The organism is Rhodobacter sp. SGA-6-6, from assembly GCF_011043545.1.
Taxonomy (GTDB): Bacteria; Pseudomonadota; Alphaproteobacteria; order Rhodobacterales; family Rhodobacteraceae; genus Pseudogemmobacter.
This window is the reverse complement of record NZ_JAAKGP010000006.1, coordinates 221,987-242,701: the sequence shown is the minus strand read 5'-3', so window position 1 is coordinate 242,701 and position 20,715 is coordinate 221,987. Positions and strand designations below refer to the sequence as shown.

Below are 20,715 nucleotides of genomic sequence, written 5' to 3'. Positions count from 1 at the left end.
GAAGTGTAGCCCGGCGTCACCCCGCCCCGTCTTCACGGCTGCGCGAGCGGAGCAGGCCCGCCAGCGCCGCCACCGTCTTCAGGTTGCGCGCGGTCTGCGGCGTCCTCAGCGCCCGCGGCAGCGCCGCGGCCGGCTTCGACCGGCCGAGGCCGGAGGGGGTGTGCAGCAGCAGGAGGCCGGGACGCAGGCACCAGGCCTCGTCCTGCCGCAGGGCCAGCAGGCGGGCCTCGTCGAAGGCGGGGGCGGGGTCGGCGAGAAAGACCGCATGGATGCGGGCGGGATCGGCCTCCGGGCCGAACGGGTGGTCCAGCGCCGCCTCCAGCGCGGGGAGGCGGAGGAGGAAGACCTCCGGCGCGAAGCCATGGGCGGCCCGGATTGCCTCGCGGATGGCCGGGGCAAGGGCCGCGTCCGGCGGGCCGCCGGCGAAGACGGCGTTGCCGGACTGGATGAAGGTTTCGACATCCCGCAGGCCGAGCGCTTCCAGCAGGCCGCGGAACCCGGCCATCGGCAGCCGGTTGGCGCCGCCGACATTGACGCCGCGCAACAGCACGGCCCGCGCTTCGGTTTGGTTCATCCTTGCCTCCGCTTCGCCTTGGCGGGCAGCATAGCGGGCTTGGGGCGATTCTTCAGGAGGCGGACATCCCGCCGTCACCCATGGGGAAATGTCACCCCGCCATCCCGGCCTCCGCGGGCGGGAGAAGGCGAGGCATTGCCTCGCCCCCGCCCGTGCGGATGGGTTCACCCGGAGACCTGTCAGCCCCGAGAGGCCAGCGCCCGACCCGGCGGGCGAGAAGCGCCCGCCGAGGGCGGGGCGGGCGCTGGCCGGGCCTTTGGGGCCCGGCCGGTCTCAGTTGAAAACGGTGCGCTATGGCGAAGGCACTTGCCTTCGCCAAGGAGGCCGGGAACGCCCTCAGGCCTGCCCCACGTCCGTCCTTCCCCGCCGGTCGCCGCGGAGGTTGGCGTAGAGGACGTGGTTGCGCCAGCGGCCGTTGATCTGCAGGTAGCTCTGCGCCACGCCCTCGTATTTGAAGCCGCATTTCTCCAGCACCCCGCGGGAGGCGGCGTTCTCCGGCAGGCAGGCGGCCTCGATCCGGCTGAGGTCCAGCACGGTGAAGGCGTGGTGGACCACCGCCTGGATCGCCTCGCGCATGTAGCCCTGGCGGGCGTGGGGCTGGCCGACCCAGTAGCCCAGCGTCCCCGCCTGCGCCGGGCCGCGGCGGATGTTGTCCAGCGTGATCGCACCCAGAAGCGCCCCGGTCTCGCGCAGGAACAGCAGGAGCGGCAGCGCGGTGCCCTGCGCCTCGGCCCGGGTGGCCCAGTAGACGCGGGAGGTGAAGGCGCGGCGGGACAGGTGGTCGGTGCTCCAGACCGGCTCCCAGGGTTGCAGGAAGGCGATGCTGTCGCGGCGCAGGCCGGCCCAGGCGGGCCAGTCGGCATGGGCGGGCAGGCGCAGGGTCATCCGCTCGGTCTCGATGCGGATACGGCGGCGCAGCCCCAGCATCACGCCGCAAGTCCCTTCAGGATTTCCTCCACGCCCGGGGCGCCGGCGACGGGGCCGTAAAGCGCCAGCGCAGCCTTCGGCGCCAGCAGTCCGCCGCCATAGGCGCGCAGGCCCGGCACCGTCACCGCGTCGATCTTCGCCACCGCCTCGTCGAGGTCGGGCACCCTGCCCCAGATCGACAGCAGCCGCGCGTTGCGTTCCGCCCGCGAGGAAGGGCTTTCGAGGCCCATCAAGAGGCCGGCCTTCAGCTGCGCCTTGGCGCGGTCGACCTCGGCCGCGGTCATGTCCCCGGCGGCGCGCTTCATCTCCTCGACCGTCAGCCGGGTCAGTTCGGCGATCTCCTCGGCGGAGGTGCCGGCGTAGATGGTGATCTGGCCGGTGTCGTCATAGGCGGCCGACTGCGCGTAGATGGTATAGCAGAGCCCCCGCTCCTCGCGGATCTTCTGGAACAGCCGGCTGGACATGCCGCCGCCCATCGCCATCGACCAGACCTGCGCGGTGTAGACCGCATCGTCGCGGTAGCCCGGGGCCTCGAAGGACAGCGCGAAGTGCACTTGCTCCAGATCCTTCACCTCGCGCCTTTCGCCGCCGACGAAGCGGGCGGCGTCGGCCGGGCGTTCGCCCACCGGGGCGAGGCCGCCGAAGATCGCCTCGGCCTGCGCCACGATGGCGTCGTGGTCCACTCCGCCGGCGGCCGAGAGGATCATCCGGTCCGGCCCGTAGTGCGCGGCGGTGAAGCCGCGCAGGTCCTGCTCGCGGAACTTCGACACCTTTTCCTCGGGGCCGAGTATGGTGCGGCCGAAGGGCTGGCCGGGGTAGGAAACCTCGTGCAGCCAGTCGAAGATGATGTCGTCGGGCGTGTCGGCGGCCTGGCCGATCTCCTGCAGGATCACATGGCGCTCGGTCTCGATGTCGGCCTTGTGGAACACCGGGTTCAGCACGATGTCGGAGATGACGTCCAGCGCCCGCGGCACGTCCGGGGTCAGGCAGCGGGCGTAATAGGCGGTCATCTCGCGCGAGGTATAGGCGTTGATGTAGCCGCCGACATCCTCGATCTCCTCGGCGATCTGCAGGGCGCTGCGGGTCGCGGTGCCCTTGAAGGCCATGTGTTCCAGGAAATGCGCGATGCCGTTCTGCGCCGCGGTCTCGTGCCGTCCCCCTGCCCCGACCCAGAGGCCGCAGGAGGCGGATTTCAGGCCGGGCATGGATTCGGTGACGATGCGGAAGCCGTTGGACAGGCTGTGCAGGCGCAGGCTCACGCGGGGACCCTCCCGGCGATGCGGTCGCGGATCAGGGTCTTCAGCGCCTCCAGGTCGTTCGGCACCCGCGTCACCCGCTCGGGCCGGTCGAACAAATCGGCCATGCGGGCGGGCAGCGCCGGGCGCAGGCCGGTGGCCTGCTCCACCGCATCGGGGAACTTCGCCGGATGGGCGGTGGCGAGGGTGATCATCGGCACGGCGCCGAGGTGTTCCCCGGCCACCTTCACCCCCACGGCGGAATGCGGGCAGAGCAACTCGCCGGTCGTCTGTCGCAGCGCGGCGATGGTGGCGCGGGTCTCCTCCTCGGAGCAGCGGCCGCTGTCGAACTCGGTCCGCAGCTTCTCCATCGCCGCCGGCGGGATGGTGAAGCCACCGGATTGCTTCAGCCCGTCCATCAGCGCCTGCACGGCCGCGCCGTCGCGGCCGAGGGCGTCGAACAGCGCGCGCTCGAAGTTGGAGGAAACCTGGATGTCCATCGAGGGGCTGATCGAGGGGCGCACCCCGACGGTGCGGTAGTCGCCGCCCTTCATCGCCCGGTCGAGGATGTCGTTCTGGTTGGTGGCGATCACCAGCCGGTCGATCGGCAGGCCCATCCGCTTGGCGATATACCCCGCGAAGATGTCGCCGAAATTGCCGGTCGGCACGGTGAAGCCGACCCTGCGGTGCGGGGCGCCCAAGGACACGGCGGCGGTGAAGTAATAGACCACCTGCGCCAGCACCCGCGCCCAGTTGATGCTGTTCACCCCCGCAAGCCGCACCCCGTCGCGGAAGGCGAAGTCGTTGAACATGTCCTTCAGCCGGGCCTGGCAATCGTCGAAATCGCCATCCAGCGCCAGCGCGTGGACATTGGCCTCCGACGGCGTGGTCATCTGGCGGCGCTGCACCTCGGACACGCGGCCATGCGGGAAGAGGATGAAGACATCGACGTTGGAGAGGCCGCGGAACGCCTCGATGGCGGCGCTGCCGGTGTCGCCCGAGGTGGCGCCGACGATGGTGATCCGCTCGCCGGTCCGGGCCAGCGCCGCCTGCATCATCTGGCCGATGATCTGCATGGCGAAGTCCTTGAAGGCCAGCGTCGGGCCGTGGAACAGCTCCAGCAGGAAATGGTTGGGACCAAGCTGCACCAGCGGCGCGCGGGCGGCGTGGCCGAAACCGGCATAAGCGCGGGCCAGCAGGGTCTTCAACTCGTCGTCGGAGAAGAAGCCGGCGACGAAGGGGCGCATCACCCGGAAGGCAGCCTCCTCATAGGGCAGGCCGGCGAGGGCGGAGATCTCGGCGGCACTCATCTGCGGCACGGTTTCCGGGACGTAGAGCCCGCCGTCGCGCGCCAGCCCCGTCATCATCGCCTCGCCGAACCCAAGGGCAGGCGCCTGGCCCCGCGTCGAGATGTATTTCATGTCTTCCCCTCAGCCCCTCAGACCGTCCGCTGCCTGATACGCCACAGAAGGTAGAGAGTCATCACCCCCCAGACGACCGCCAGCGAAAACCACTGGATGGCATAGCCCCAATGGTCGTTGGGGATCGAGGAGGTGTCCACCGGCACCGGCGCGATGCCGTCGCCGGTGGGGGCACGGGCGACAACCAGCAGCGGCTCTGTCCCCAGCTTTTCCGCCATGGCGGGCAGGTCGCGGGCAAACCAGAGCCCGGTCTTCGGATCGGGCGGCGGGGTGAAGCTGTCGCTGTCGTCGGGCCAGAGCAGGTTGCCGGTGACCTGCGTCGCCCCCCCGGTCCGCGGCGCGGCGCGGGCGGCGTCTTCCAGGAAGCCGCGGTCCACCAGGATGCGGCGGCCATCCGCGGCGGCGAAGGCCTCGATGATGCGGACGCCGGGGCTGGTGCCCTTCTGGCCGGCCAGCAGTTCGATGAATTCGCCGGTGAAGCCGCCCTCGACGATGACGGCGCGGTATTCGTCCTCGGCCTCGGTCAGCCCGGCGCTGGCCGGCAGCGCCACCGGATCGCCGTGGATCTTCGCCTCGATCCGCGCCAGCACGCCCTCTTTCCAGTGCATCCGCTGCACCTGCCAGACTCCCAGGCCGATCAGGAAGGCGCAGCCCACGATCCCCATCAGGATCGGAAAGAACATCCGGCGCAGCATTCCGGTCTCCTTCAACGAAAACGCGGGCCCGGGGGCCCGCGCAGCGCCCTTGCGGGCAGGTCGCCGGGACTAGCGGCCCCAGACGTAGATGGCGAAGAACAGGAACAGCCAGACCACGTCGACGAAGTGCCAATACCAGGCGGCGGCCTCGAAGCCGATGTGCTGCTTCGGGGTGAAGTCGCCCTTGATCGCCCGGATCAGGCAGACGGTCAGGAAGATCGTGCCGATGATGACGTGGAAGCCGTGGAAGCCGGTCGCCATGAAGAAGGACGCGCCGTAGATGTTGCCGGCGAAGCCGAAGGCGGCGTGGCTGTATTCATAGGCCTGCAGCAGGGTGAAGATCGCGCCGAGGACGATGCCGATGGTCAGGCCGGTGATCATGTCCCGGCGGTTGTTCTCGTGCACCAGCGCGTGGTGGGCCCAGGTCACGGCGCAGCCCGACAAGAGCAGGATCAGCGTGTTGATCAGCGGCAGGTGCCAGGGGTCGAAGGTCTCGATCCCGGCGGGCGGCCAGACACCGTCGGTCCAGGGGGAGTCCGGCCCCATCGGATACATGCGGTGCTTGAAGAAGGTCCAGAACCAGGCCAGGAAGAACATGACCTCGGACATGATGAACATGATGAAGCCGTAGCGCAGGCCGATGCGGACGACCGGGGTATGGTCGCCGGTATTGGCCTCGTGCACCACCTCGGACCACCAGGCGAACATGACGTAGAGCACCAGCGCCAGGCCGATCAGGAACACCCAGGGCTGGCTCAGCGCGCTGGAGCTGTCGATCTGCGGCGAGATCCAGAGCACCAGGCCGAACAGCATGATGAAGGCCCCGAGCGAACCCATCAGGGGCCAGATCGAGGGCGGCAGGACGTGGTAGTCGTGGTTCTTTTCGTGGGCCATGGCGTCTTGGGTTCCCTCGTTTTCCGTCTTGTTCTCAGTTGGCGGCGGCCGCGGCCGCGCCCTCATCCGTTTCCGGGTCGGTTTCCAGCGCCGCCTGCCGGTCCGGCAGCGCGGTGTCATGGAAGGTATAGCTCAGCGTGATCGCCTTGAGGAAGCGTGCATCCGGGTCGTCGACGATGGAGGGGTCGACGTAGAAGCTGACCGGCATCGACACCCGCTCGCCGGGTTGCAGCACCTGCTGGGTGAAGCAGAAGCAGTCGATCTTGGTGAAATAGCCCCCGGCGGAATCGGGCGAGACGTTGAAGCCCGCGGTGCCGGCGATCACCCGGTCGGTGGGATTGTAGGCCTCGTAGAAGGCGAGGTTGGTCTCGCCGATCCGCACCTCCATCTCGCGCTGGACGGGGCGGAATTCCCAGGGCATCCCGGCCTCCAGCGAGGCGTCGAAGCGGATCTTGATGGTGCGGTCGAGGACGACCTCGGACCCGGCGGCCGAGACCGAGGTGGTGCCGGCGTAGCCGGTGACCTGGCAGAACCAGCGATAGAAGGGGACGGCGGCGAAGGACAGCGACACCATCACCGCCACCACGCCGACCAGCAGGGTCAGGGTGCGGTTCTCGGGGCGCATCCGGGCCAGGACGCCGGGCATCCTCATGGCTGGCCCTCCGCTTCGGCGGGCGTCTCGCCCCCCTTCGCCGGCAGGTGGGCGGCCGAGGGCACATGGTCGTAGCCCTTCATCGGGTCGCCGCGGGTGATCTTGACCACGCTCAGCGCGAAGACCAGCACCGCGAAGGCGGCCAGCACCAGGCCGAGGCCGACGTTGCGGCTGAAGCGGCGCTGATGCATCTCGTGCGGCGGGCGGAAGTCCATCTCACCAGCCTCCCAAGCCGTAGGGCCGCAGCAGCGCATCCGCGAGGAACGCCCCGAACTGCAGGAAAAGGTAGAGGATCGAGAAGGCGAAGAAGCGCTTCTCCACCCGGTAGCCGTCGGCCTGCGCCATCTCTTCGTCGCGGCGCCAGATGCGGACCGCGCCGATCACGAACCACAGGTTCAGCGCGCCCGCCACGGCCAGCGACAGGGGCCCGCCGATCGAGGTCAGCGCGGCGGCGACCGGCACCGGGACCAGCGCCAGCGTGTAGCCGAGGATATGCGCCCGCGTCACCTTGCGGCCATGGGTCACCGTCAGCATCGGCACCCCGGCGGCATGGTAGTCCTCCTTCATGAACAGCGCCAGCGCCCAGAAATGCGGCGGCGTCCACATGAAGATCAGCGCGAACATCAGCACCGCCTCGATCCCGACATGGCCGGTGGCGGCGACCCAGCCGATCATCGGCGGGAAGGCTCCGGCGGCGCCGCCGATCACGATGTTCTGCGGCGTCCAGCGCTTCAGCCCCATGGTGTAGATCACGGCGTAGAAGAAGATGGTGAAGGCCAGGAGCAGCCCCGCGGCGATATTGGTCGCCAGGGCCAGCATCATCACCGACAGGAACGACAGCGCCAGGCCCAGCATCATCGCCTCGCCCGCCGGGATGCGGCCCGAGGGCACCGGGCGGCTGCGGGTGCGCTTCATCACCGCGTCGATGTCGGCGTCCCACCACATGTTCAGCGCGCCGGAGGCGCCGGCGCCGAGGGCGATGAACAGGATCGCCGCGAAGCTTTCCACCGGATGCAGCCGCACCGGGGCCACCATCAGCCCGACGAAGGCGGTGAAGACCACCAGCGACATCACGCGCGGCTTCAGAAGCTGCACATAGTCGCCGAAGCCCGCCTCGTGCGGCAGGCTGTCGGGCTTGTCATATGCGCTGATGTCGCTCATTTCCTACCTCGGTTCGCTGCGGGCCGCATCCCGAAGGACCCGCCCGCCGCCTGCCTTGGATCGTGAAGCCCGGGCCTCAGTCGGCCGCGGCCACCTGCACCGGCGAGGCGCCGGCTTCCATCGTCTCGGCGGTCAGCACCACGTTGCCCGCCTTGGCCTGCTCCAGCCATCTCGCATAGGCCTCTTCCGACACCACTTTGACGGTGATCGGCATGAAGGCGTGGTCCTTGCCGCAAAGCTCGCTGCACTGGCCGAAGTAGATGCCTTCGCGGTCGGCGCGGAACCAGGACTGCGCCAGGCGGCCGGGCACGGCGTCCTGCATCACGGCGAAGGCCGGGATCTTCCAGGCGTGGATCACGTCGGCGGCGGTGATCTGCAGCAGCACGGTCTTGCCCACCGGCACCACCATGGCGGTGTCGGTCGCCAGCAGCCACTGGTCGCGGCTGTAGCCGGCTTGGGTCAGCTGCGTCTCGACCTCGGGGGTCAGGGTGTTGTTGCCGTCCAGCGGGATGCCGCCGATCATGTAGCTGTCGAAGGCGATCCCCTCGTCGGGATATTCGTAGTTCCAATACCACTGATTGCCGGTGATCTTGATCACCACGTCGCCCTCGGGGAACTCCTGCTGGTTGAACAGCGCCGGCAGCGAGAAGAAGCCGATGAACACCAGCACGATGATCGGGATCAGCGTCCAGGCCACCTCCAGCGGGGTGTTGTGGGTGAAGGTGCGCGGCGTCGGGTTGGCCCGGCGGTTGAAGCGGACGATGACGTAGAGAAGCAGCGCGCAGACGAAGACCACGATCACGGTGATGATATAAAGGATCATGTGGTCCAGCCACTGCTGCTCGACCGCGAGGCTGGTCGAGGCGGGCTGGAAGCCGACCGCCTTGTCCTGCGGCTGGCCGACGATCTCCAGCCCCTGGGCCAGGGCGGCCCCGGCGGAGGTGGAGGCCGCAAGGGCCGCAGCCCCGAATCCCTTGAGGTAAGTCGAAAGGCGCATATCTCTTCCCGTTTGCAGGCGCGACCTTGTGCCGCTTGTCCCTTGGTATCCGGGGAATCCCCCGGAATCCCGTAGTTTCCTGCTGCGTTCAAACCATATCGGGCGGGGAACGACAAGAGAAACCGTTGCGACAGATCGGCGCTGCTTGATCCAGATCAAGGACGATGCTGCGGGTGCGAAAAGGCCCCCTCGGCCGGCCCCGGCGGTTGCAACCGCGCCGCCCTGCCGCAATATGCCTGTCCCGTCCTGCCGGAGCCGCCCATGCGTATTGCCCTCGTCGCCCTTGCCGTTCTTCTCGGCCTCTACCTCGCCGCCGTGGCGGCGATGTTCGCCTTCCAGCGGCAGCTGCAATATTTCCCGACCCACCGCGCGCCCTCTCCCGCCGATGCAGGCTTCGAGGGTGCCGAGGAGCATGTGCTGACCGCCGCCGACGGCACCCGCATCCTGCTGTGGTATGCGCCGGCGCCGGAAGGGGCGCCGACGGTCCTCTTCTTCCACGGCAACGGAGGCGAGGTCGCCGACCGCGGCGACCGCTGGGCCTTCTACCGCGACGCCGGCTTCGGCACCGCCTTCCTGTCCTGGCGCGGCTACGGCGGCAGCGAGGGCAGGCCGACCGAGGCCGGGCTGCATCAGGACGCCGCCGCCGCGCTGGCCTTCCTGTCGGCGCAGGGCGTGGGGCCGGGCAGCATCGCGCTGGTCGGTGAATCCCTAGGCACCGGGGTGGCGGTGCGGCTGGCGGCCGGGCAGCCCGCGGACGCCCCCTTCGCGGCGCTGGTGCTGGAGGCGCCCTATACCTCCACCGCCGATGTGGCGGCGCGGGCCTATCCCTGGCTGCCGGTGCGGCTGCTGATGCTGGACCAATACCGCTCCATCGACCTGATCGGCCGCATCGACGCGCCGCTCTTCGTCTTCCACGGCGAGGCCGACCGCACCATCCCCTTCGACCTCGGCCTCGCGCTGTTCGAGGCCGCCCCGGCGCCGAAGGAATTCTCCCCCGCCCCCGGCCGCGGCCACGAGGCGATCTACGACCCGGCGACCTGGCAGCAGGAGGCGGGGTTCATCTGGCGGGCCTATCTGAGCCCTTGATCGCCGTCTTCACGGCCAAGGCCGGGCGGGAACAGGCGAGGCATTGCCTCGCCCCGCCCGTGCGCAACGTGCCAACCGGAGACGCTGGCAGCGCGAGACCACGGGAGGCCAGCGCCCGCCCGGGCGGGCGCTGGCCGGGCCTTTGGGACCCGGCCGGTCAGGTTTGAACCGTTGCGCTGTGGCGAAGGCGATGGCCTTCGCCAATGGGAACGTCGGGGTGCCCCTCCCCGCCTTGCGGCCCGCCCGCCCGCGCCCTACCTTGGCCCCGACCCTGGCCCCTGCCCAGAAAGGCCCGCCATGACCGACGCCCCCTTCCGTCCCTTCGACAGCCATCTCGACGAGGCCGCCGCCCTGCGCCTGCTGCGCCAGGCCACCGCCGGGGCCGAGGATGGCGAGCTGTTCCTGGAACGCCGCCGCGGCGAGAGCCTGGTGCTGGACGACGGCCGCATCCGCACCGCCAGCTACGACGCCTCGGAAGGCTTCGGCCTGCGCGCGGTGAAGGGCGAGGTGGCGGGCTATGCCCATTCCACCGAGATCAGCGAGAACGCCCTGAAGCGCGCCACCGACACCGCGCGGCTCGCCGTGGGCGACGGCGGCGGCATTCTGGCCGAGGCGCCGCCGCGCACCAACCGCCATCTCTACACCGACGCCGACCCGCTGGCCGACGCCACCTTCGCCGCCAAGATCGACATATTGCGCGAGATCGACGCCCATGCCCGCGCCGCCGATCCGCGGGTGGTGCAGGTGACCGCCAGCCTCGCGGCCTCGTTGCAGGAGGTGGAGATCCTGCGCCCCGAAGGCCTGCGCTTCGCCGACATAAGGCCGATGGCGCGGCTGAACGTCTCGGTGATCCTGGAACAGGACGGGCGGCGCGAGACCGGCACCGCCGGCAGCGGCGGGCGGCACGGGCTTGCGGGACTGCTGGATCCCGCCCGCTGGAAGCCGATGGTGGAAGAGGCGATCCGCATCGCCCGCGTCAACCTGACGGCGCAGCCGGCGCCGGCGGGGGTGATGGACGTGGTGCTCGGCCCCGGCTGGCCCGGGATCCTCTTGCACGAGGCCATCGGCCACGGGCTGGAGGGCGACTTCAACCGCAAGGGCACCTCGGCCTTCGCCGGGCTGATGGGACAGAGGATCGCCGCCCCCGGCGTGACCGTGCTGGACGACGGCACCATTCCCGACCGTCGCGGCAGCATCACCTTCGACGACGAGGGCACGCCCTCGGGCCGCAACGTGCTGATCGAGGACGGCATCCTGACGGGCTACATGCAGGACCGCCAGAACGCCCGGCTGATGGGGGTTTCCGCCACCGGCAACGGCAGGCGCGAAAGCTTCGCCCATATCCCGATGCCGCGGATGACCAACACCTACATGCTGGCCGGCAAGGACGACCCGAAGGACATCCTTGCCGATCTGCGGGACGGCATCTGGGCCGTGGGCTTCGGCGGCGGCCAGGTCGACATCACCTCCGGCAAGTTCGTCTTCTCCTGCACCGAGGCCTACCGGGTGCGGAACGGCCAGGTCGGCGAGGCGCTGACCGGCGCCACGTTGATCGGCGACGGCGCGACGGCGCTGAAGGGCATCCGCGCCATCGGCAGCGACATGGCGATGGACCCCGGCATCGGCAATTGCGGCAAGGCCGGGCAATGGGTGCCGGTGGGCGTCGGCCAGCCGACGCTGCTGATCGGCGGGTTGACGGTGGGCGGCCGGTCGCTGGGCGCCGCATGAGCCTGCTGACCTCGCCCGCCGACGGCTTGCAGCAGATCGGCTGGCGGCGGATCGTGGTGACGGCGCTGGCCTTCTGCCTTGCGCCGGCGGCGATCGGCGGGGCGGCGCTGGCGGCGATCATGCTGACCGGCATCGGGTCGCTGCAGGCCGAGGGGCTGGCGACCTTCGCCCTGATCTCGCCCCTGGTCGGCCTGCCGGTCTGGGGCGCCATCGCCGCGGGGGCGTTCTGGCTGTTGCGGAGGGGCAGCTTCGGCTGGCTTCCGGCGGCCTTGCTCGGCGGGCTGGTCTTCGGCGTGCTGATGCGGGCGGGGCTGAGCAGCATCGTCCTGCCGGTCGGCGCACTCTCGGCGCTGCTCTACCGCATGGCGCTGGCGCTGCAACGGCCCGAGGCGATCTGAACCCCGGCCCGCAAGAGCCCGATTTTTCGGCGAAAAATCGTCAGCGGCCGAACTTGCCTTTCAGCGCATCGGCAAAGGCATTGCCCCCGCCGCCTTTCGGCGCCGCCTCCATCCGCCCCTTCGGCGCCGGCCCCTTGGCCCGCTCCTCGCGCGAGGGCGCCGGCCCGCCGCCGTCCTTGCGCATGGTCAGGCCGATGCGCTTTCGGGCCGCATCCACCTCGACCACCCGCACCTGCACCACATCGCCTGCCTTCACCACCTCATGCGGGTCCTTGACGAAGCGGTCGGCCAGCTGGCTGACATGCACCAGCCCGTCCTGATGCACGCCGATGTCGACGAAGGCCCCGAAGGCCGCGACATTGGTCACCGTGCCCTCCAGCAGCATCCCCGGCCGCAAGTCGCCGATCTCGTTCACCCCTTCGGTGAAGGTCGCGGTCCTGAAGCTGGGCCGCGGATCGCGCCCGGGCTTTTCCAGCTCGGACAGGATGTCCCTCACCGTCGGCAGGCCGAAACGGTCGTCCACGAAGCGCGCCGGGTCCAGCTTCTTCAGCGCCGCGCCGTCGCCCATCAGGCTGCGGATGTCACGCCCGCAGGCGGCCACGATCCGCCGCGCCACGTCATAGGCCTCGGGGTGGACGGAGGAGGCGTCCAGCGGCTCCTTCCCCTCCGGGATGCGCAGGAAGCCCGCCGCCTGCTCGAAAGCCTTGGGGCCGAGCCGCGCCACCTTCAAAAGGTCACGCCGGCTCTGGAACGGCCCGTTCTGGTCGCGATGCGCGACGATGCTTTCCGCCAGCCCCGGCCCGACGCCGGAAACCCGGGCCAGCAAGGGCGCCGAGGCGGTGTTCAGGTCCACCCCGACCGCGTTCACCGCATCCTCGACCACGGCGTCCAGACTGCGGGCCAGCCGGTGCTGGTCCACGTCGTGCTGATACTGGCCGACGCCGATGCTCTTCGGTTCGATTTTGACAAGTTCTGCCAGCGGATCCTGCAATCTGCGCGCAATCGAGACCGCGCCGCGTAGCGAAACGTCAAGTCCGGGAAACTCCCGCGCCGCCAGTTCGCTGGCGGAATAGACCGAGGCCCCGGCCTCGCTGACCACCACCTTCACCGGCTTCTCCACCCCCGCCGGCAACAGCGCCAAGAGGTCGGCCACCATCTTCTCGGTCTCGCGGCTGGCGGTGCCGTTGCCGATGGCGATCAGCTTGACGCCATGGCTGCCGATCAGCTTCGCAATCGTCCCCTGCGCCCTGCGCAGGTCGTTCTTCGGCTGGAACGGATAGACGGTATCGGTAGCGACCAGCTTGCCGGTGCCGTCCACCACCGCGACCTTGACCCCGGTCCTGATCCCCGGGTCCAGCCCCATCGTCGCCTTGCCGCCCGCCGGCGCCGCCAGCAGCAGGTCCTTCAGGTTGCGGGCGAAGACCCGGATCGCCTCGGCCTCGGCCGCCTCGCGCAGCTCCGCCATCAGGTCCAGTGTCAGCGAGGTCTTCAGCTTGACCCGCCAGGCCCAAGCCGCCGCCTCGCGCAGCCAGCGGTCGCCGGCCCCCTGCCCGCCCGCCGAAAGCGCCGCCCCGCAGGCCCGCTCCGCCGGGCTTTCGCCGCGCGGGGCCTCGGCGTCGACCTCCAGATCGACCGACAGCACCTCCTCGTTCCGCCCCCGCAGCATCGCCAGCACCCGATGCGAGGGCGCACCGGCGAAGGGCTCGGAATGGGCGAAATAGTCCGAGAACTTGGCCCCCGCCGCCTCTTTCCCCGCCACCACCTTCGCCACCAGCCGCCCGGCCTTGCGCATGTGGTCGCGCAGCCGGCCCAGCAGGGCGGCATCCTCGGCCAGCCCCTCGGCCAGGATGTCGCGCGCGCCCTCCAGCGCCGCCTTGGGGTCAGTGAAGCCCTCGGTCACGAAGCCCGCGGCCAGCGCCATGGGATCGGCCGAACGGTCGGCCAGGATGGCATCGACCAGCCCCTGCAACCCGGCCTCGCGGGCAATCATCGCCTTGGTGCGGCGCTTGGGCTTGTAGGGCAGGTAGATGTCTTCCAGCTCGGCCTTGGTCCCGGCCCCGGCGATGGCGCGGGCCAGATCGTCGGTCAGCTTGCCCTGCCCGGTGATCGACTCGAGGATCGCCGCCCGCCGCGCCTCCATCTCACGCAGATAGGCCAGCCGCTCCTCCAGCTTGCGCAGCTGGGTGTCGTCCAGGCCCCCGGTCGCCTCTTTCCGGTAGCGGGCGACGAAGGGGACGGTGGCGCCGCCGTCCAGCAGCTCCACCGCGGCATTGACCTGGCCGGGGGCCGCGCCGATCTCGGCGGCGATGATCTGGGAGATGCGGGACGAAACTGCGGCAACCGACATGCGAATCCTCTGGGTCCGGGGGCCGCGACCTTAGCCGCCCACGCCGGCCGGTTGAACCCCTGCCGCTTCGGCAGGCCGGGCCGGGAAGATCACGATGTCGGGGAAGGATGGTACAGCCTCCCCGGCTCGAACGGGGGACCCCCAGATCCACAATCTGGTGCTCTAACCAACTGAGCTAAGGCTGCACTCGGGGCGGATTTAGCCCCCCCGGCCCGGGATTGCAAGGGCATCCTGCGATGGCGGCCGGGGCATTTTCCCTTGCACCCGGGGGGAGGCCGCGCTAGCCCCGGCAGGACCCCGGAGGCGAACATGGGCATCAACAAGCAAAGCGACATCGCGGCGGACATCCAGATCGGGCCGACCGACCAGGGCATGGTGCGGATCTACATCGAGGCCGAGGGCGGGATCGAACTGCCGCTGGACTTCGACCCGGAAGAGGCCGAGGAGATCGCCGAGGAACTGCGCGCCGCGGCCGAAGCCGCGCGCGAGATGGCCGGCAGCCGCGGCAAGCGCCGGTAAGCCCCGGATTTTCGGCGAAAATCCGTTACGGGTTTTCGGCGAAAACCCGCCCCGGGTCGCGCAGGCCCTGCAGCCGCAGCGCCGCATGGCGGGCGAAACGCTGCGTCACCGCCTTGCGCCGCGCGCCGGCCAGCGGCACCTCCGGCCCCATCCGCAGCACCTCGCCGCCCCAGGCGTCGGCGACGATCAGCCCGGTGCCCTCGGGCAGCAGCTCGGCCGGGAAATCGGCGTCCACCGCCCAGAAGAAGCGGTCGCACCAGTCCAGATAGCCCTGCCACTTGCGGTCCGCCCGGTAATCCGCCCGGCAGGACTTGCATTCGATCACCCAAAGCTCCCCCCTGGGGCCGAGCGCCATCAGGTCCACCCGCAGGCCGGTGGCCAGCACCATCTCTTCCACGCAGGCGAAATCCAGGTCGCGCAAGGCGCGCGCCACGCCGCGGGCGAGCTTCTGGCCCGGCATCGGCGGCAGGGGTTCGGGCGGAATCTCGACGGATTGATCCATGGCGGAAACATGAACGAAAGGGAAACAGATGTCCAGCCCGGGCGACCCGGCGATGGCGGTCCTTGCGGCGCGCCGCCCCCCGCCCTACATTGCCTTTCGGCGGGTGCTGCTCCTCGCGTGGCAAGGGCCCAATTTCCAGTGGCCGATAAGCAAGCGAACGGGGGCTGGCTCTGCCCGGATCCTGGTCCGGGTATCTGGCGCCCACCTGAGACCTCTGGCTCTCGGGAAACCCCGGCCCTCACGGTTGCTGCGGGCCCGCCACCCCGAAACGAAAAGGGGGACAGGTTGCCCTGCCCCCAAGTTCATATCCTTGAATCGACGGTCGTCGGTCGCCGGCCCTAGAAGCCCATGACCAGCGAGATGCCCACCCGGTTGTCGGTGCGGATCGGGCGGCTGTCGTTGTATTCGGTCAGATAGCTGACGCGGGTCGACAGGGTGTCCGTCAGCTTGACGTTGACGCCGAAATCGTTGTTGGCCCGCAGCGCGGTGTCCGAGGACAGGATGTCGGTGTCGTTGGTCAGGAAGACGTTGTCGTTGATCCGGGCGTAGAAACGCGAGGCTGCCAGATAGCCCGTTTCGGTGTAGGAGGTGTCGTCACCGTATTTCAGGTAGCTGACTCCGATGCCGGCCTGCACACGCCAGGTCATGTCCGGCGTGTTGATGACGCGGTAACCCGGACCGATGCCGACATAGGCATCGCGCTGGACCTTGTCGGCCAGCACCACGCCATTGGCGATGTCCTCGGTGGTCAGCGTGTCGCCCAGGCCGTCCTGCTCCAGCCGGGCCAGACCGAAGACGTAGAAATTGTCGTTCAGGTAGTAGTTGGCGTCATAAACCACGAAGATGTCTTCCTTGGTCTTCTCGACCGAGTTCTCGGAGAAGTCGAGAACCGCACCGATGGTCTGCACGAAGGGCCCGGAGGCATTGCGCAGCCGGAAGCCGATCGCCAGATCCTGGCTTTCGTTGTTGCCGGTCTTGCCCGAATAGCCCAGCGAGACGCTGCCGCTCAGCCCCTCCTCATACTCCGGCGATCCGAAGCGGGCGGAATCCTCGGCCCGGGCCATGTCTTCGTTCACGTCCCGCTCGATGTCCTCGATCCGGTCGTTCAGCGCATCGGTCCCGGCGAGGTTGTCCTGCGCCAGGGCCGGCACGGCCACCGAGAGGGCCAGGACGGAGGCGGAAACAAGATTGAGAGCTTTCATCTCGTCATTCCTTTCACTCATCATCAGCGAGCCAGGCAGCGGCGCCGCTTTCGTGAGGCAAGAGGTAAGGCCATGATCCGACGAAGAAAAATTTGGAATACTTGAGACGGTCTCAAGTATTTCTCGTGACCTGCGCCCCTTGAAATCCGCAAGCGAAACCCCCTGCCGCGGCGGGCGGCAGGGGGTGCGGCACATTGTGCAGGAAAACGGGCGGGTTGCGCGGCGGGGCCGGCCCCGCCGCGGAGGGGTCAGAGCTGGTCCAGCACCTCGGCGGTCTCGCCCTCGGCCTTCGCGACGGCCTCGAGGAGTGTCCGGGAGGCAACATCGCGCATCTGCTGATCCATGTCCTCGCGCCAGGTGGCCCAGGCGGTGTGGGTGAAGGTGGGGGCGTCCTTCACCAGGAACAGCGTCCCCTCGGCGATCGGCTTCCGGGTGTAGCGCGCCGGCAGGAAGGCGGCGAGGGGCCGGTTGCGCAGATACCAGGCGGCCAGCGTGCCCATCCCCAGCACCAGCTGCGGCTCGGCCAGGCCGGGCAGCGCATCGTCGTGGAAGCGGCGGAACTCCGGCCCCCAGTCGATCAGCGCATAGCGGCCGGCCAGCCCGTCCACGGCGGTGTCCTCCCAAGGGCTGACCAGCACCAGATGGTCTTCCATCAGCCGTTCGTTGGCGAGGCCGGGGCGGGTGACCGGATCGTAGCTGAGCACCGCCTGCAGCGCGCCGGACAGCAGCAGGTCGGTCAGCGCCTCGGGCCGCGCCATCTCGGCCCGGATCGCCACCTCGGGCAGGGCGGCGCGCAGCCGGTCCAGCCAGCCGAAGCCGAAGCGCGGCCAGAGCGAGGGCTGCGCCCCCACCGCCAGCGCGAGCGGCATCCCGTCCAGCGCGCTGACCCGCTGCCGCGCCTGTTCCCAGTTGCGCAGGATCGCGGTGGCGAAGCCGCGGAACTCGCGCCCCGCCGGGGTCAGGGCGACGCCGCCCTTGCCGCGCTCGAACAACGGGCGGCCGAGCTGTTCCTCCAGCCGGTGGACCCGCAGCGAGACCGCCGACTGGGTGACGAAAAGCCGCCCCGCCGCGGCGCCGAAAGAGCCGGTGGCGGCGACTTCAAGGAAGGTTCTCAGCAGTTGCAGGTCCATGACGCATCCCCCTTTGCCGGCACCTCGGGCGCCGGCCCATCGTTACCGGGGGCAACAACTCATCCCGCGGGGGGAATGCCAAGGGGAAGAAGCGGCGGAGGCCGGACCCGGTCGGCGGACCGCCCATCGGGGCGGGCACGGGTTCACGAAGACGCCGCCGCCTGCAACCGGAGTTCGCAATGCGTGATCGGAAGGCGCGTCAGCGCCGCGCGCCGCGGGCCTCCACCCGCACGGGAACCGGCGCGGGCACCGCCGCGTCGTGCTGGCGCAGTCCGCCCTTGGGGCCCTCGTCCTCGGCCATCAGCATCACCCGCAGGCCGAACTGGACGCCGGCGAAGATGATGCCGTTGAAGACGAACAGCATCAGCGCCGCGATCCAGCCCTGCGGCGAGGCCAGCACCAGCCGGCCGATCCCCATCACGTCCTGCCAGACCAAGAGCACGGCGAAGCCGGCCGAGATCGCGAAGCCGATCGCCACGGACTGGATGTAGAGGCGGATCAATGCGGGCATCGGCTTCTCCTTGTCGCCGGAAACTCTAGGCCGCGCGGCGGGCGCTGACCAGCCCCCTGCGACAATCCGCACCTTTCGCCGGCCAAGGCCCGCCGGTCAGACCGAGATCCGCGCGAACCCCTCGCGCAGCGCGTTCGACCAGGCCTCGGACATGGCGCGGAACTGCGGGTCGCCGGCCTCGATCCGGCGGCGGTGGCCGACGCGGCAGGCGTCGCGCTCGATCACGCAGAGGTCGAGCGGCATCCCCACCGACAGGTTCGACCGCAGCGTCGAATCCATCGACAGCAGCACCGCCTTCTGCGCATCGGCGAGGCTGGTGTCCGGCCGCACCACCCGGTCGAGGATCGGCTTGCCGTATTTGTGCTCGCCGATCTGCAGGAAGGGGGTGTCCTCGGTCGCCTCGATGAAATTGCCCTCGGGGTAGATCAGGAACAGCCGCATCGCCCCGCCCCGGCGCTGGCCGGCGACGATCATGCTGGCGCTGGCGCCCTGGCTGGCCGAGAGCTTGTGGTCGATCTCCTCGCGCACCGCCGCCAGCCGGTTGCCGACGATCCCAGCCACCTGCAGCAGGGTCGGGGCCAGCATGATGCTGGTCTCCTCGGTCGCGTCCGGTGCCTCGATCGCCTCGCGCAGCTGCGCCAGCGTGGTCTGGCTGACCGAGAGGCTGCCCGCGGTCATGATGACGATGACGCGCTCGCCCGGGTCCTCGAAGGTGAACATCTTGCGGTAGGTCGAGATGTTGTCCAGCCCGGCATTGGTGCGGGTGTCCGACAGGCAGACGATGCCGGCGTTCAGAAGAAGTCCCACGCAATAGGTCATGTCGCCTCCCGGTCCGGCGGGATTCCCCCGCGCGGCCCCTTGCTAGCGGCTGGGGCCGGGCCTGAAAAGCCCCGGGCCCGCCGTTTCCGCCGCGGTTTCCGCCAAAGCGCGCGCGCCGCGGCCACTATTGCTCTCCCGTCAGCACCGCGACCCGCACGTCCAGCGCCTCCCGCCCCGCGGGCCCGCGGGCGATGCCGCGGATCGGCGCTGCCGCCTGCGCGTCGAAGCCCGAGCCGAGGCGGATGTAGCGTGCGTCCGGGCAGCAGCGGTTGGCCGGATCGAAGCCGACCCAGCCGAGGCCGGGCACATGCAGCTCGGCCCAGGCATGGGCCGCCTCCTGCGCCGCGCCCTCGGCATCGGCGAAGAGATAACCCGAAACGTAGCGCGCCGGGATGTCCTGCGCCCGGGCGCAGGCGATCAGGGCATGGGCGTGGTCCTGGCAGACCCCCTCGGCCAGGGCCAGCGCCTCGGCCGCGGTGGTATGGGCATGGGTCGCGCCCGGCGCATAGGCGATGGCGCCGGCCACCGCGCCCGCCAGCTGGTGGCAGAGGTCCAGCCGGTCCGCGGCCTGCACCGACAGCGCCAGGTCGCGCAGGCCCCGGTCCAGCGCCGTCGCCGGGGTTTCGCGCAAATAAGCCTCCGGCGGCACGCTTTCGCGCAGGCCGCGCAGCACGCCGGCGGTGTCGCGGGTCTCCACCCTGCCCCGCACCGTCACCGCGATCTCCGAGACCGGCCCGGCCACCGTCCAGCCCTGCACGAAATCCCCCGCCCCGTCGCGGAACCCCGCCCCCGGGGTGCCGCCGGTCACCGTCACCTCCCAGTCCAGCACCCGCTGCCCCTCGCAAAGCGAGGGCGTCAGCCGGTGGCTCTGCACCGCCGAGCGCACCGGCGCCTCGTAGCGGTAGGTGGTGACGTGGTCGACGTGCAGCAGCATCAGCGCATCTCCCCGCTGAAATAGGCCTCGTGCACCGCATGGCCCAGGGCCGCGGCCTCGCCGATGAAGCGGGTCAGGTATTCGTGCAGGCCCTCCTCGAAGACCCGCTCCACCGTCTCGCCCTCCAGCCCGGCCAGCATGTCGCCGGCCCGCGCCTGCACCGGGGTCTCGCGGCCATAGGCCTTGGCGATGCGGGCCAGGTGGTTGGCGATGCCGCCGACGCAGGTGATCAGCGAGCGCGGGCTCTGCGGGTTCAGGATCAGGAAATGCGCGATCTTCGCCGCCGTCACCTCGCCGCCATAGGCCCAGTGGAAGGCCCGGTGCGCCCCCATCGCGCGCAGAAGCGTGGTCCACTGGTAGTTGTCGAGACCGGAGCCGACGAATTCCACCCGCGGCAGCAGGACATAGTATTTCACGTCCAGCAGCCGGGCGGTGTTGTCGCCGCGCTCCAGGTAATAGCCGATGTTCAGGAAGTTGAAGCCGTCGTTGCGCAAGAGCGTGGCGTCGATGGCGCCGCGCAGCATGGCGGCATGGCGCATCACCCAGTCGGTCAGGCGGCTGAGGTCCAGCCGGGAACGCTCCTCCCGCTCCAGCTGCTTCAACTCCTGGAAGGCGGTGTTCAGCGCATCCCAGACTTGGGTGGTCAATGCCGTGCGGACGATCCGCCCGTTCTCGCGCGCGGCGGTGATGCAGCTGGCGACCGAGGAAGGGTTGTCGCGGTCGAAGAACAGCCAGCTTTCCAGGTTGCGCTGCACCGGGTCGCCGTATTTGGCCGCGAAGCCGGCGGCCATGCCGGTGGCCTGCAACAGGCTGTCCCATTCGCTGCGGTAGCCGTGGGCGGTGGGGATCAGGCTGATCCGGCTGCCCACCTCCAGCAGCCGGGCGGCGGTGTCGGCGCGCTCCATGTAGCGGGCGATCCAGTAGAGGTTCTCGGCCGTCCGGCTCAGCATTGCAGATCACCCCTCACGCAAACCCCCGATTTT

22 protein-coding genes and 1 tRNA gene are annotated in these 20,715 nt (G+C 69.8%); 4 read left to right on the top strand and 19 right to left on the bottom strand.

From position 1 onward, the window contains the following. Positions 1-16 precede the first annotated feature (16 nt). The 10 genes from G5B31_RS13500 to coxB all read right to left on the bottom strand — a co-directional run bounded on the left by G5B31_RS13500 (position 17) and on the right by coxB (position 8,556). Positions 17-574 (bottom strand): DUF1697 domain-containing protein, encoded by a 558-nt coding sequence (locus tag G5B31_RS13500; protein WP_165018502.1) that lies wholly within the window; start codon positions 572-574, stop codon positions 17-19. Positions 575-910: 336 nt separating this feature from the next. Continuing rightward, positions 911-1,501, bottom strand: coding sequence for a GNAT family N-acetyltransferase (locus G5B31_RS13495; RefSeq protein WP_165018584.1), 591 nt, complete (start codon positions 1,499-1,501; stop codon positions 911-913). Continuing rightward, positions 1,501-2,760 carry a pitrilysin family protein gene (locus tag G5B31_RS13490; RefSeq protein ID WP_165018500.1) on the bottom strand — a complete coding sequence of 420 codons (1,260 nt, stop codon included), beginning with the start codon at positions 2,758-2,760 and terminating at the stop codon, positions 1,501-1,503. Before G5B31_RS13490 ends, G5B31_RS13495 begins: the two co-directional genes overlap by 1 nt. Continuing rightward, complete coding sequence (thrC, locus tag G5B31_RS13485; protein WP_165018498.1) at positions 2,757-4,157, bottom strand: threonine synthase; 1,401 nt, start codon at positions 4,155-4,157, stop codon at positions 2,757-2,759. Before thrC ends, G5B31_RS13490 begins: the two co-directional genes overlap by 4 nt. A gap of 17 nt (positions 4,158-4,174) precedes the next feature. Then, a complete protein-coding gene (locus tag G5B31_RS13480) occupies positions 4,175-4,852 on the bottom strand; it encodes an SURF1 family protein (protein ID WP_165018496.1) in 678 nt (225 codons plus the stop codon). 69 nt (positions 4,853-4,921) lie between these two features. Then, positions 4,922-5,746 carry a cytochrome c oxidase subunit 3 gene (locus G5B31_RS13475; protein WP_165018494.1) on the bottom strand — a complete coding sequence of 275 codons (825 nt, stop codon included), beginning with the start codon at positions 5,744-5,746 and terminating at the stop codon, positions 4,922-4,924. A gap of 34 nt (positions 5,747-5,780) precedes the next feature. Further along, positions 5,781-6,371: a cytochrome c oxidase assembly protein gene (locus G5B31_RS13470; protein WP_165018582.1), complete on the bottom strand. Its 591-nt coding sequence runs from the start codon at positions 6,369-6,371 to the stop codon at positions 5,781-5,783. Positions 6,372-6,394: 23 nt separating this feature from the next. Then, positions 6,395-6,613 (bottom strand): hypothetical protein, encoded by a 219-nt coding sequence (locus G5B31_RS21215; RefSeq protein ID WP_240904408.1) that lies wholly within the window; start codon positions 6,611-6,613, stop codon positions 6,395-6,397. Between the two features lies 1 nt (position 6,614). Next, entirely contained in the window at positions 6,615-7,559 is a 945-nt protein-coding gene (gene cyoE, locus G5B31_RS13460; RefSeq protein WP_165018492.1) for a heme o synthase, read from the bottom strand. A 76-nt stretch (positions 7,560-7,635) separates the two neighbouring features. Next, a complete protein-coding gene (gene coxB / locus G5B31_RS13455) occupies positions 7,636-8,556 on the bottom strand; it encodes a cytochrome c oxidase subunit II (protein WP_165018490.1) in 921 nt (306 codons plus the stop codon). Between the two features lie 261 nt (positions 8,557-8,817). On the opposite strand from coxB, the gene G5B31_RS13450 reads away from it, so the two are divergent. The 3 genes from G5B31_RS13450 (at position 8,818) to G5B31_RS13440 (ending at position 11,768) form a co-directional block, all read left to right on the top strand. Next, the gene (locus G5B31_RS13450) at positions 8,818-9,642 is read left to right on the top strand and encodes an alpha/beta hydrolase (RefSeq protein WP_165018488.1); all 825 of its coding nucleotides are present in this window, start codon (positions 8,818-8,820) and stop codon (positions 9,640-9,642) included. 297 nt (positions 9,643-9,939) lie between these two features. Then, the gene (tldD, locus tag G5B31_RS13445) at positions 9,940-11,370 is read left to right on the top strand and encodes a metalloprotease TldD (RefSeq protein ID WP_165018486.1); all 1,431 of its coding nucleotides are present in this window, start codon (positions 9,940-9,942) and stop codon (positions 11,368-11,370) included. Continuing rightward, on the top strand, positions 11,367-11,768 hold the full coding sequence (locus G5B31_RS13440) for a hypothetical protein (protein WP_165018484.1): 402 nt from the start codon (positions 11,367-11,369) through the stop codon (positions 11,766-11,768). Before tldD ends, G5B31_RS13440 begins: the two co-directional genes overlap by 4 nt. A 40-nt stretch (positions 11,769-11,808) precedes the next feature. Here the strand turns inward: G5B31_RS13440 and G5B31_RS13435 are convergent, their stop codons facing one another. Both G5B31_RS13435 and G5B31_RS13430 read right to left on the bottom strand, forming a co-directional pair. Next, a complete protein-coding gene (locus tag G5B31_RS13435; RefSeq protein ID WP_165018482.1) occupies positions 11,809-14,115 on the bottom strand; it encodes a Tex family protein in 2,307 nt (768 codons plus the stop codon). A gap of 108 nt (positions 14,116-14,223) precedes the next feature. Then, a tRNA-His gene (locus G5B31_RS13430) sits at positions 14,224-14,300 on the bottom strand. Positions 14,301-14,424: 124 nt separating this feature from the next. On the opposite strand from G5B31_RS13430, the gene G5B31_RS13425 reads away from it, so the two are divergent. Next, positions 14,425-14,634 (top strand): DUF6324 family protein, encoded by a 210-nt coding sequence (locus G5B31_RS13425; protein ID WP_165018480.1) that lies wholly within the window; start codon positions 14,425-14,427, stop codon positions 14,632-14,634. Between the two features lie 25 nt (positions 14,635-14,659). On the opposite strand, the gene G5B31_RS13420 is transcribed toward G5B31_RS13425, so the two are convergent. The 7 genes from G5B31_RS13420 to G5B31_RS13390 form a co-directional block, all read right to left on the bottom strand. Next, the gene (locus G5B31_RS13420) at positions 14,660-15,136 is read right to left on the bottom strand and encodes an MmcB family DNA repair protein (RefSeq protein ID WP_165018478.1); all 477 of its coding nucleotides are present in this window, start codon (positions 15,134-15,136) and stop codon (positions 14,660-14,662) included. A 338-nt stretch (positions 15,137-15,474) separates the two neighbouring features. Then, entirely contained in the window at positions 15,475-16,338 is an 864-nt protein-coding gene (locus G5B31_RS13415) for a YdiY family protein (RefSeq protein ID WP_165018476.1), read from the bottom strand. Positions 16,339-16,586: 248 nt separating this feature from the next. Continuing rightward, positions 16,587-17,468, bottom strand: a complete 882-nt coding sequence (locus G5B31_RS13410; protein WP_165018474.1) for a LysR family transcriptional regulator — start codon at positions 17,466-17,468, stop codon at positions 16,587-16,589. Between the two features lie 199 nt (positions 17,469-17,667). Continuing rightward, positions 17,668-17,979 (bottom strand): hypothetical protein, encoded by a 312-nt coding sequence (locus G5B31_RS13405; RefSeq protein ID WP_165018472.1) that lies wholly within the window; start codon positions 17,977-17,979, stop codon positions 17,668-17,670. A 96-nt stretch (positions 17,980-18,075) separates the two neighbouring features. Next, entirely contained in the window at positions 18,076-18,798 is a 723-nt protein-coding gene (locus G5B31_RS13400; protein WP_165018470.1) for a proteasome-type protease, read from the bottom strand. 124 nt (positions 18,799-18,922) lie between these two features. After that, positions 18,923-19,732 carry a transglutaminase family protein gene (locus tag G5B31_RS13395; RefSeq protein ID WP_165018468.1) on the bottom strand — a complete coding sequence of 270 codons (810 nt, stop codon included), beginning with the start codon at positions 19,730-19,732 and terminating at the stop codon, positions 18,923-18,925. After that, on the bottom strand, positions 19,732-20,682 hold the full coding sequence (locus tag G5B31_RS13390) for an alpha-E domain-containing protein (RefSeq protein ID WP_165018466.1): 951 nt from the start codon (positions 20,680-20,682) through the stop codon (positions 19,732-19,734). The genes G5B31_RS13395 and G5B31_RS13390 overlap by 1 nt, the downstream gene beginning before the upstream one ends. Positions 20,683-20,715: the final 33 nt, after the last annotated feature.

What these genes read in the sequence shown, in the direction of transcription:
- G5B31_RS13405 (WP_165018472.1), bottom strand. Translation starts at nt 17,979, where the DNA reads ATGCCCGCATTGATCCGCCTCTACATCCAGTCCGTGGCGATCGGCTTC.
- cyoE (WP_165018492.1), bottom strand. Translation starts at nt 7,559, where the DNA reads ATGAGCGACATCAGCGCATATGACAAGCCCGACAGCCTGCCGCACGAG.
- G5B31_RS13440 (WP_165018484.1), top strand. Translation starts at nt 11,367, where the DNA reads ATGAGCCTGCTGACCTCGCCCGCCGACGGCTTGCAGCAGATCGGCTGG.
- G5B31_RS13400 (WP_165018470.1), bottom strand. Translation starts at nt 18,798, where the DNA reads ATGACCTATTGCGTGGGACTTCTTCTGAACGCCGGCATCGTCTGCCTG.
- G5B31_RS13475 (WP_165018494.1), bottom strand. Translation starts at nt 5,746, where the DNA reads ATGGCCCACGAAAAGAACCACGACTACCACGTCCTGCCGCCCTCGATC.
- G5B31_RS13420 (WP_165018478.1), bottom strand. Translation starts at nt 15,136, where the DNA reads ATGGATCAATCCGTCGAGATTCCGCCCGAACCCCTGCCGCCGATGCCG.
- tldD (WP_165018486.1), top strand. Translation starts at nt 9,940, where the DNA reads ATGACCGACGCCCCCTTCCGTCCCTTCGACAGCCATCTCGACGAGGCC.
- coxB (WP_165018490.1), bottom strand. Translation starts at nt 8,556, where the DNA reads ATGCGCCTTTCGACTTACCTCAAGGGATTCGGGGCTGCGGCCCTTGCG.
- G5B31_RS21215 (WP_240904408.1), bottom strand. Translation starts at nt 6,613, where the DNA reads ATGGACTTCCGCCCGCCGCACGAGATGCATCAGCGCCGCTTCAGCCGC.
- G5B31_RS13480 (WP_165018496.1), bottom strand. Translation starts at nt 4,852, where the DNA reads ATGCTGCGCCGGATGTTCTTTCCGATCCTGATGGGGATCGTGGGCTGC.
- thrC (WP_165018498.1), bottom strand. Translation starts at nt 4,157, where the DNA reads ATGAAATACATCTCGACGCGGGGCCAGGCGCCTGCCCTTGGGTTCGGC.
- G5B31_RS13395 (WP_165018468.1), bottom strand. Translation starts at nt 19,732, where the DNA reads ATGCTGCTGCACGTCGACCACGTCACCACCTACCGCTACGAGGCGCCG.
- G5B31_RS13435 (WP_165018482.1), bottom strand. Translation starts at nt 14,115, where the DNA reads ATGTCGGTTGCCGCAGTTTCGTCCCGCATCTCCCAGATCATCGCCGCC.
- G5B31_RS13415 (WP_165018476.1), bottom strand. Translation starts at nt 16,338, where the DNA reads ATGAAAGCTCTCAATCTTGTTTCCGCCTCCGTCCTGGCCCTCTCGGTG.
- G5B31_RS13450 (WP_165018488.1), top strand. Translation starts at nt 8,818, where the DNA reads ATGCGTATTGCCCTCGTCGCCCTTGCCGTTCTTCTCGGCCTCTACCTC.
- G5B31_RS13390 (WP_165018466.1), bottom strand. Translation starts at nt 20,682, where the DNA reads ATGCTGAGCCGGACGGCCGAGAACCTCTACTGGATCGCCCGCTACATG.
- G5B31_RS13500 (WP_165018502.1), bottom strand. Translation starts at nt 574, where the DNA reads ATGAACCAAACCGAAGCGCGGGCCGTGCTGTTGCGCGGCGTCAATGTC.
- G5B31_RS13495 (WP_165018584.1), bottom strand. Translation starts at nt 1,501, where the DNA reads ATGCTGGGGCTGCGCCGCCGTATCCGCATCGAGACCGAGCGGATGACC.
- G5B31_RS13425 (WP_165018480.1), top strand. Translation starts at nt 14,425, where the DNA reads ATGGGCATCAACAAGCAAAGCGACATCGCGGCGGACATCCAGATCGGG.
- G5B31_RS13470 (WP_165018582.1), bottom strand. Translation starts at nt 6,371, where the DNA reads ATGCGCCCCGAGAACCGCACCCTGACCCTGCTGGTCGGCGTGGTGGCG.
- G5B31_RS13410 (WP_165018474.1), bottom strand. Translation starts at nt 17,468, where the DNA reads ATGGACCTGCAACTGCTGAGAACCTTCCTTGAAGTCGCCGCCACCGGC.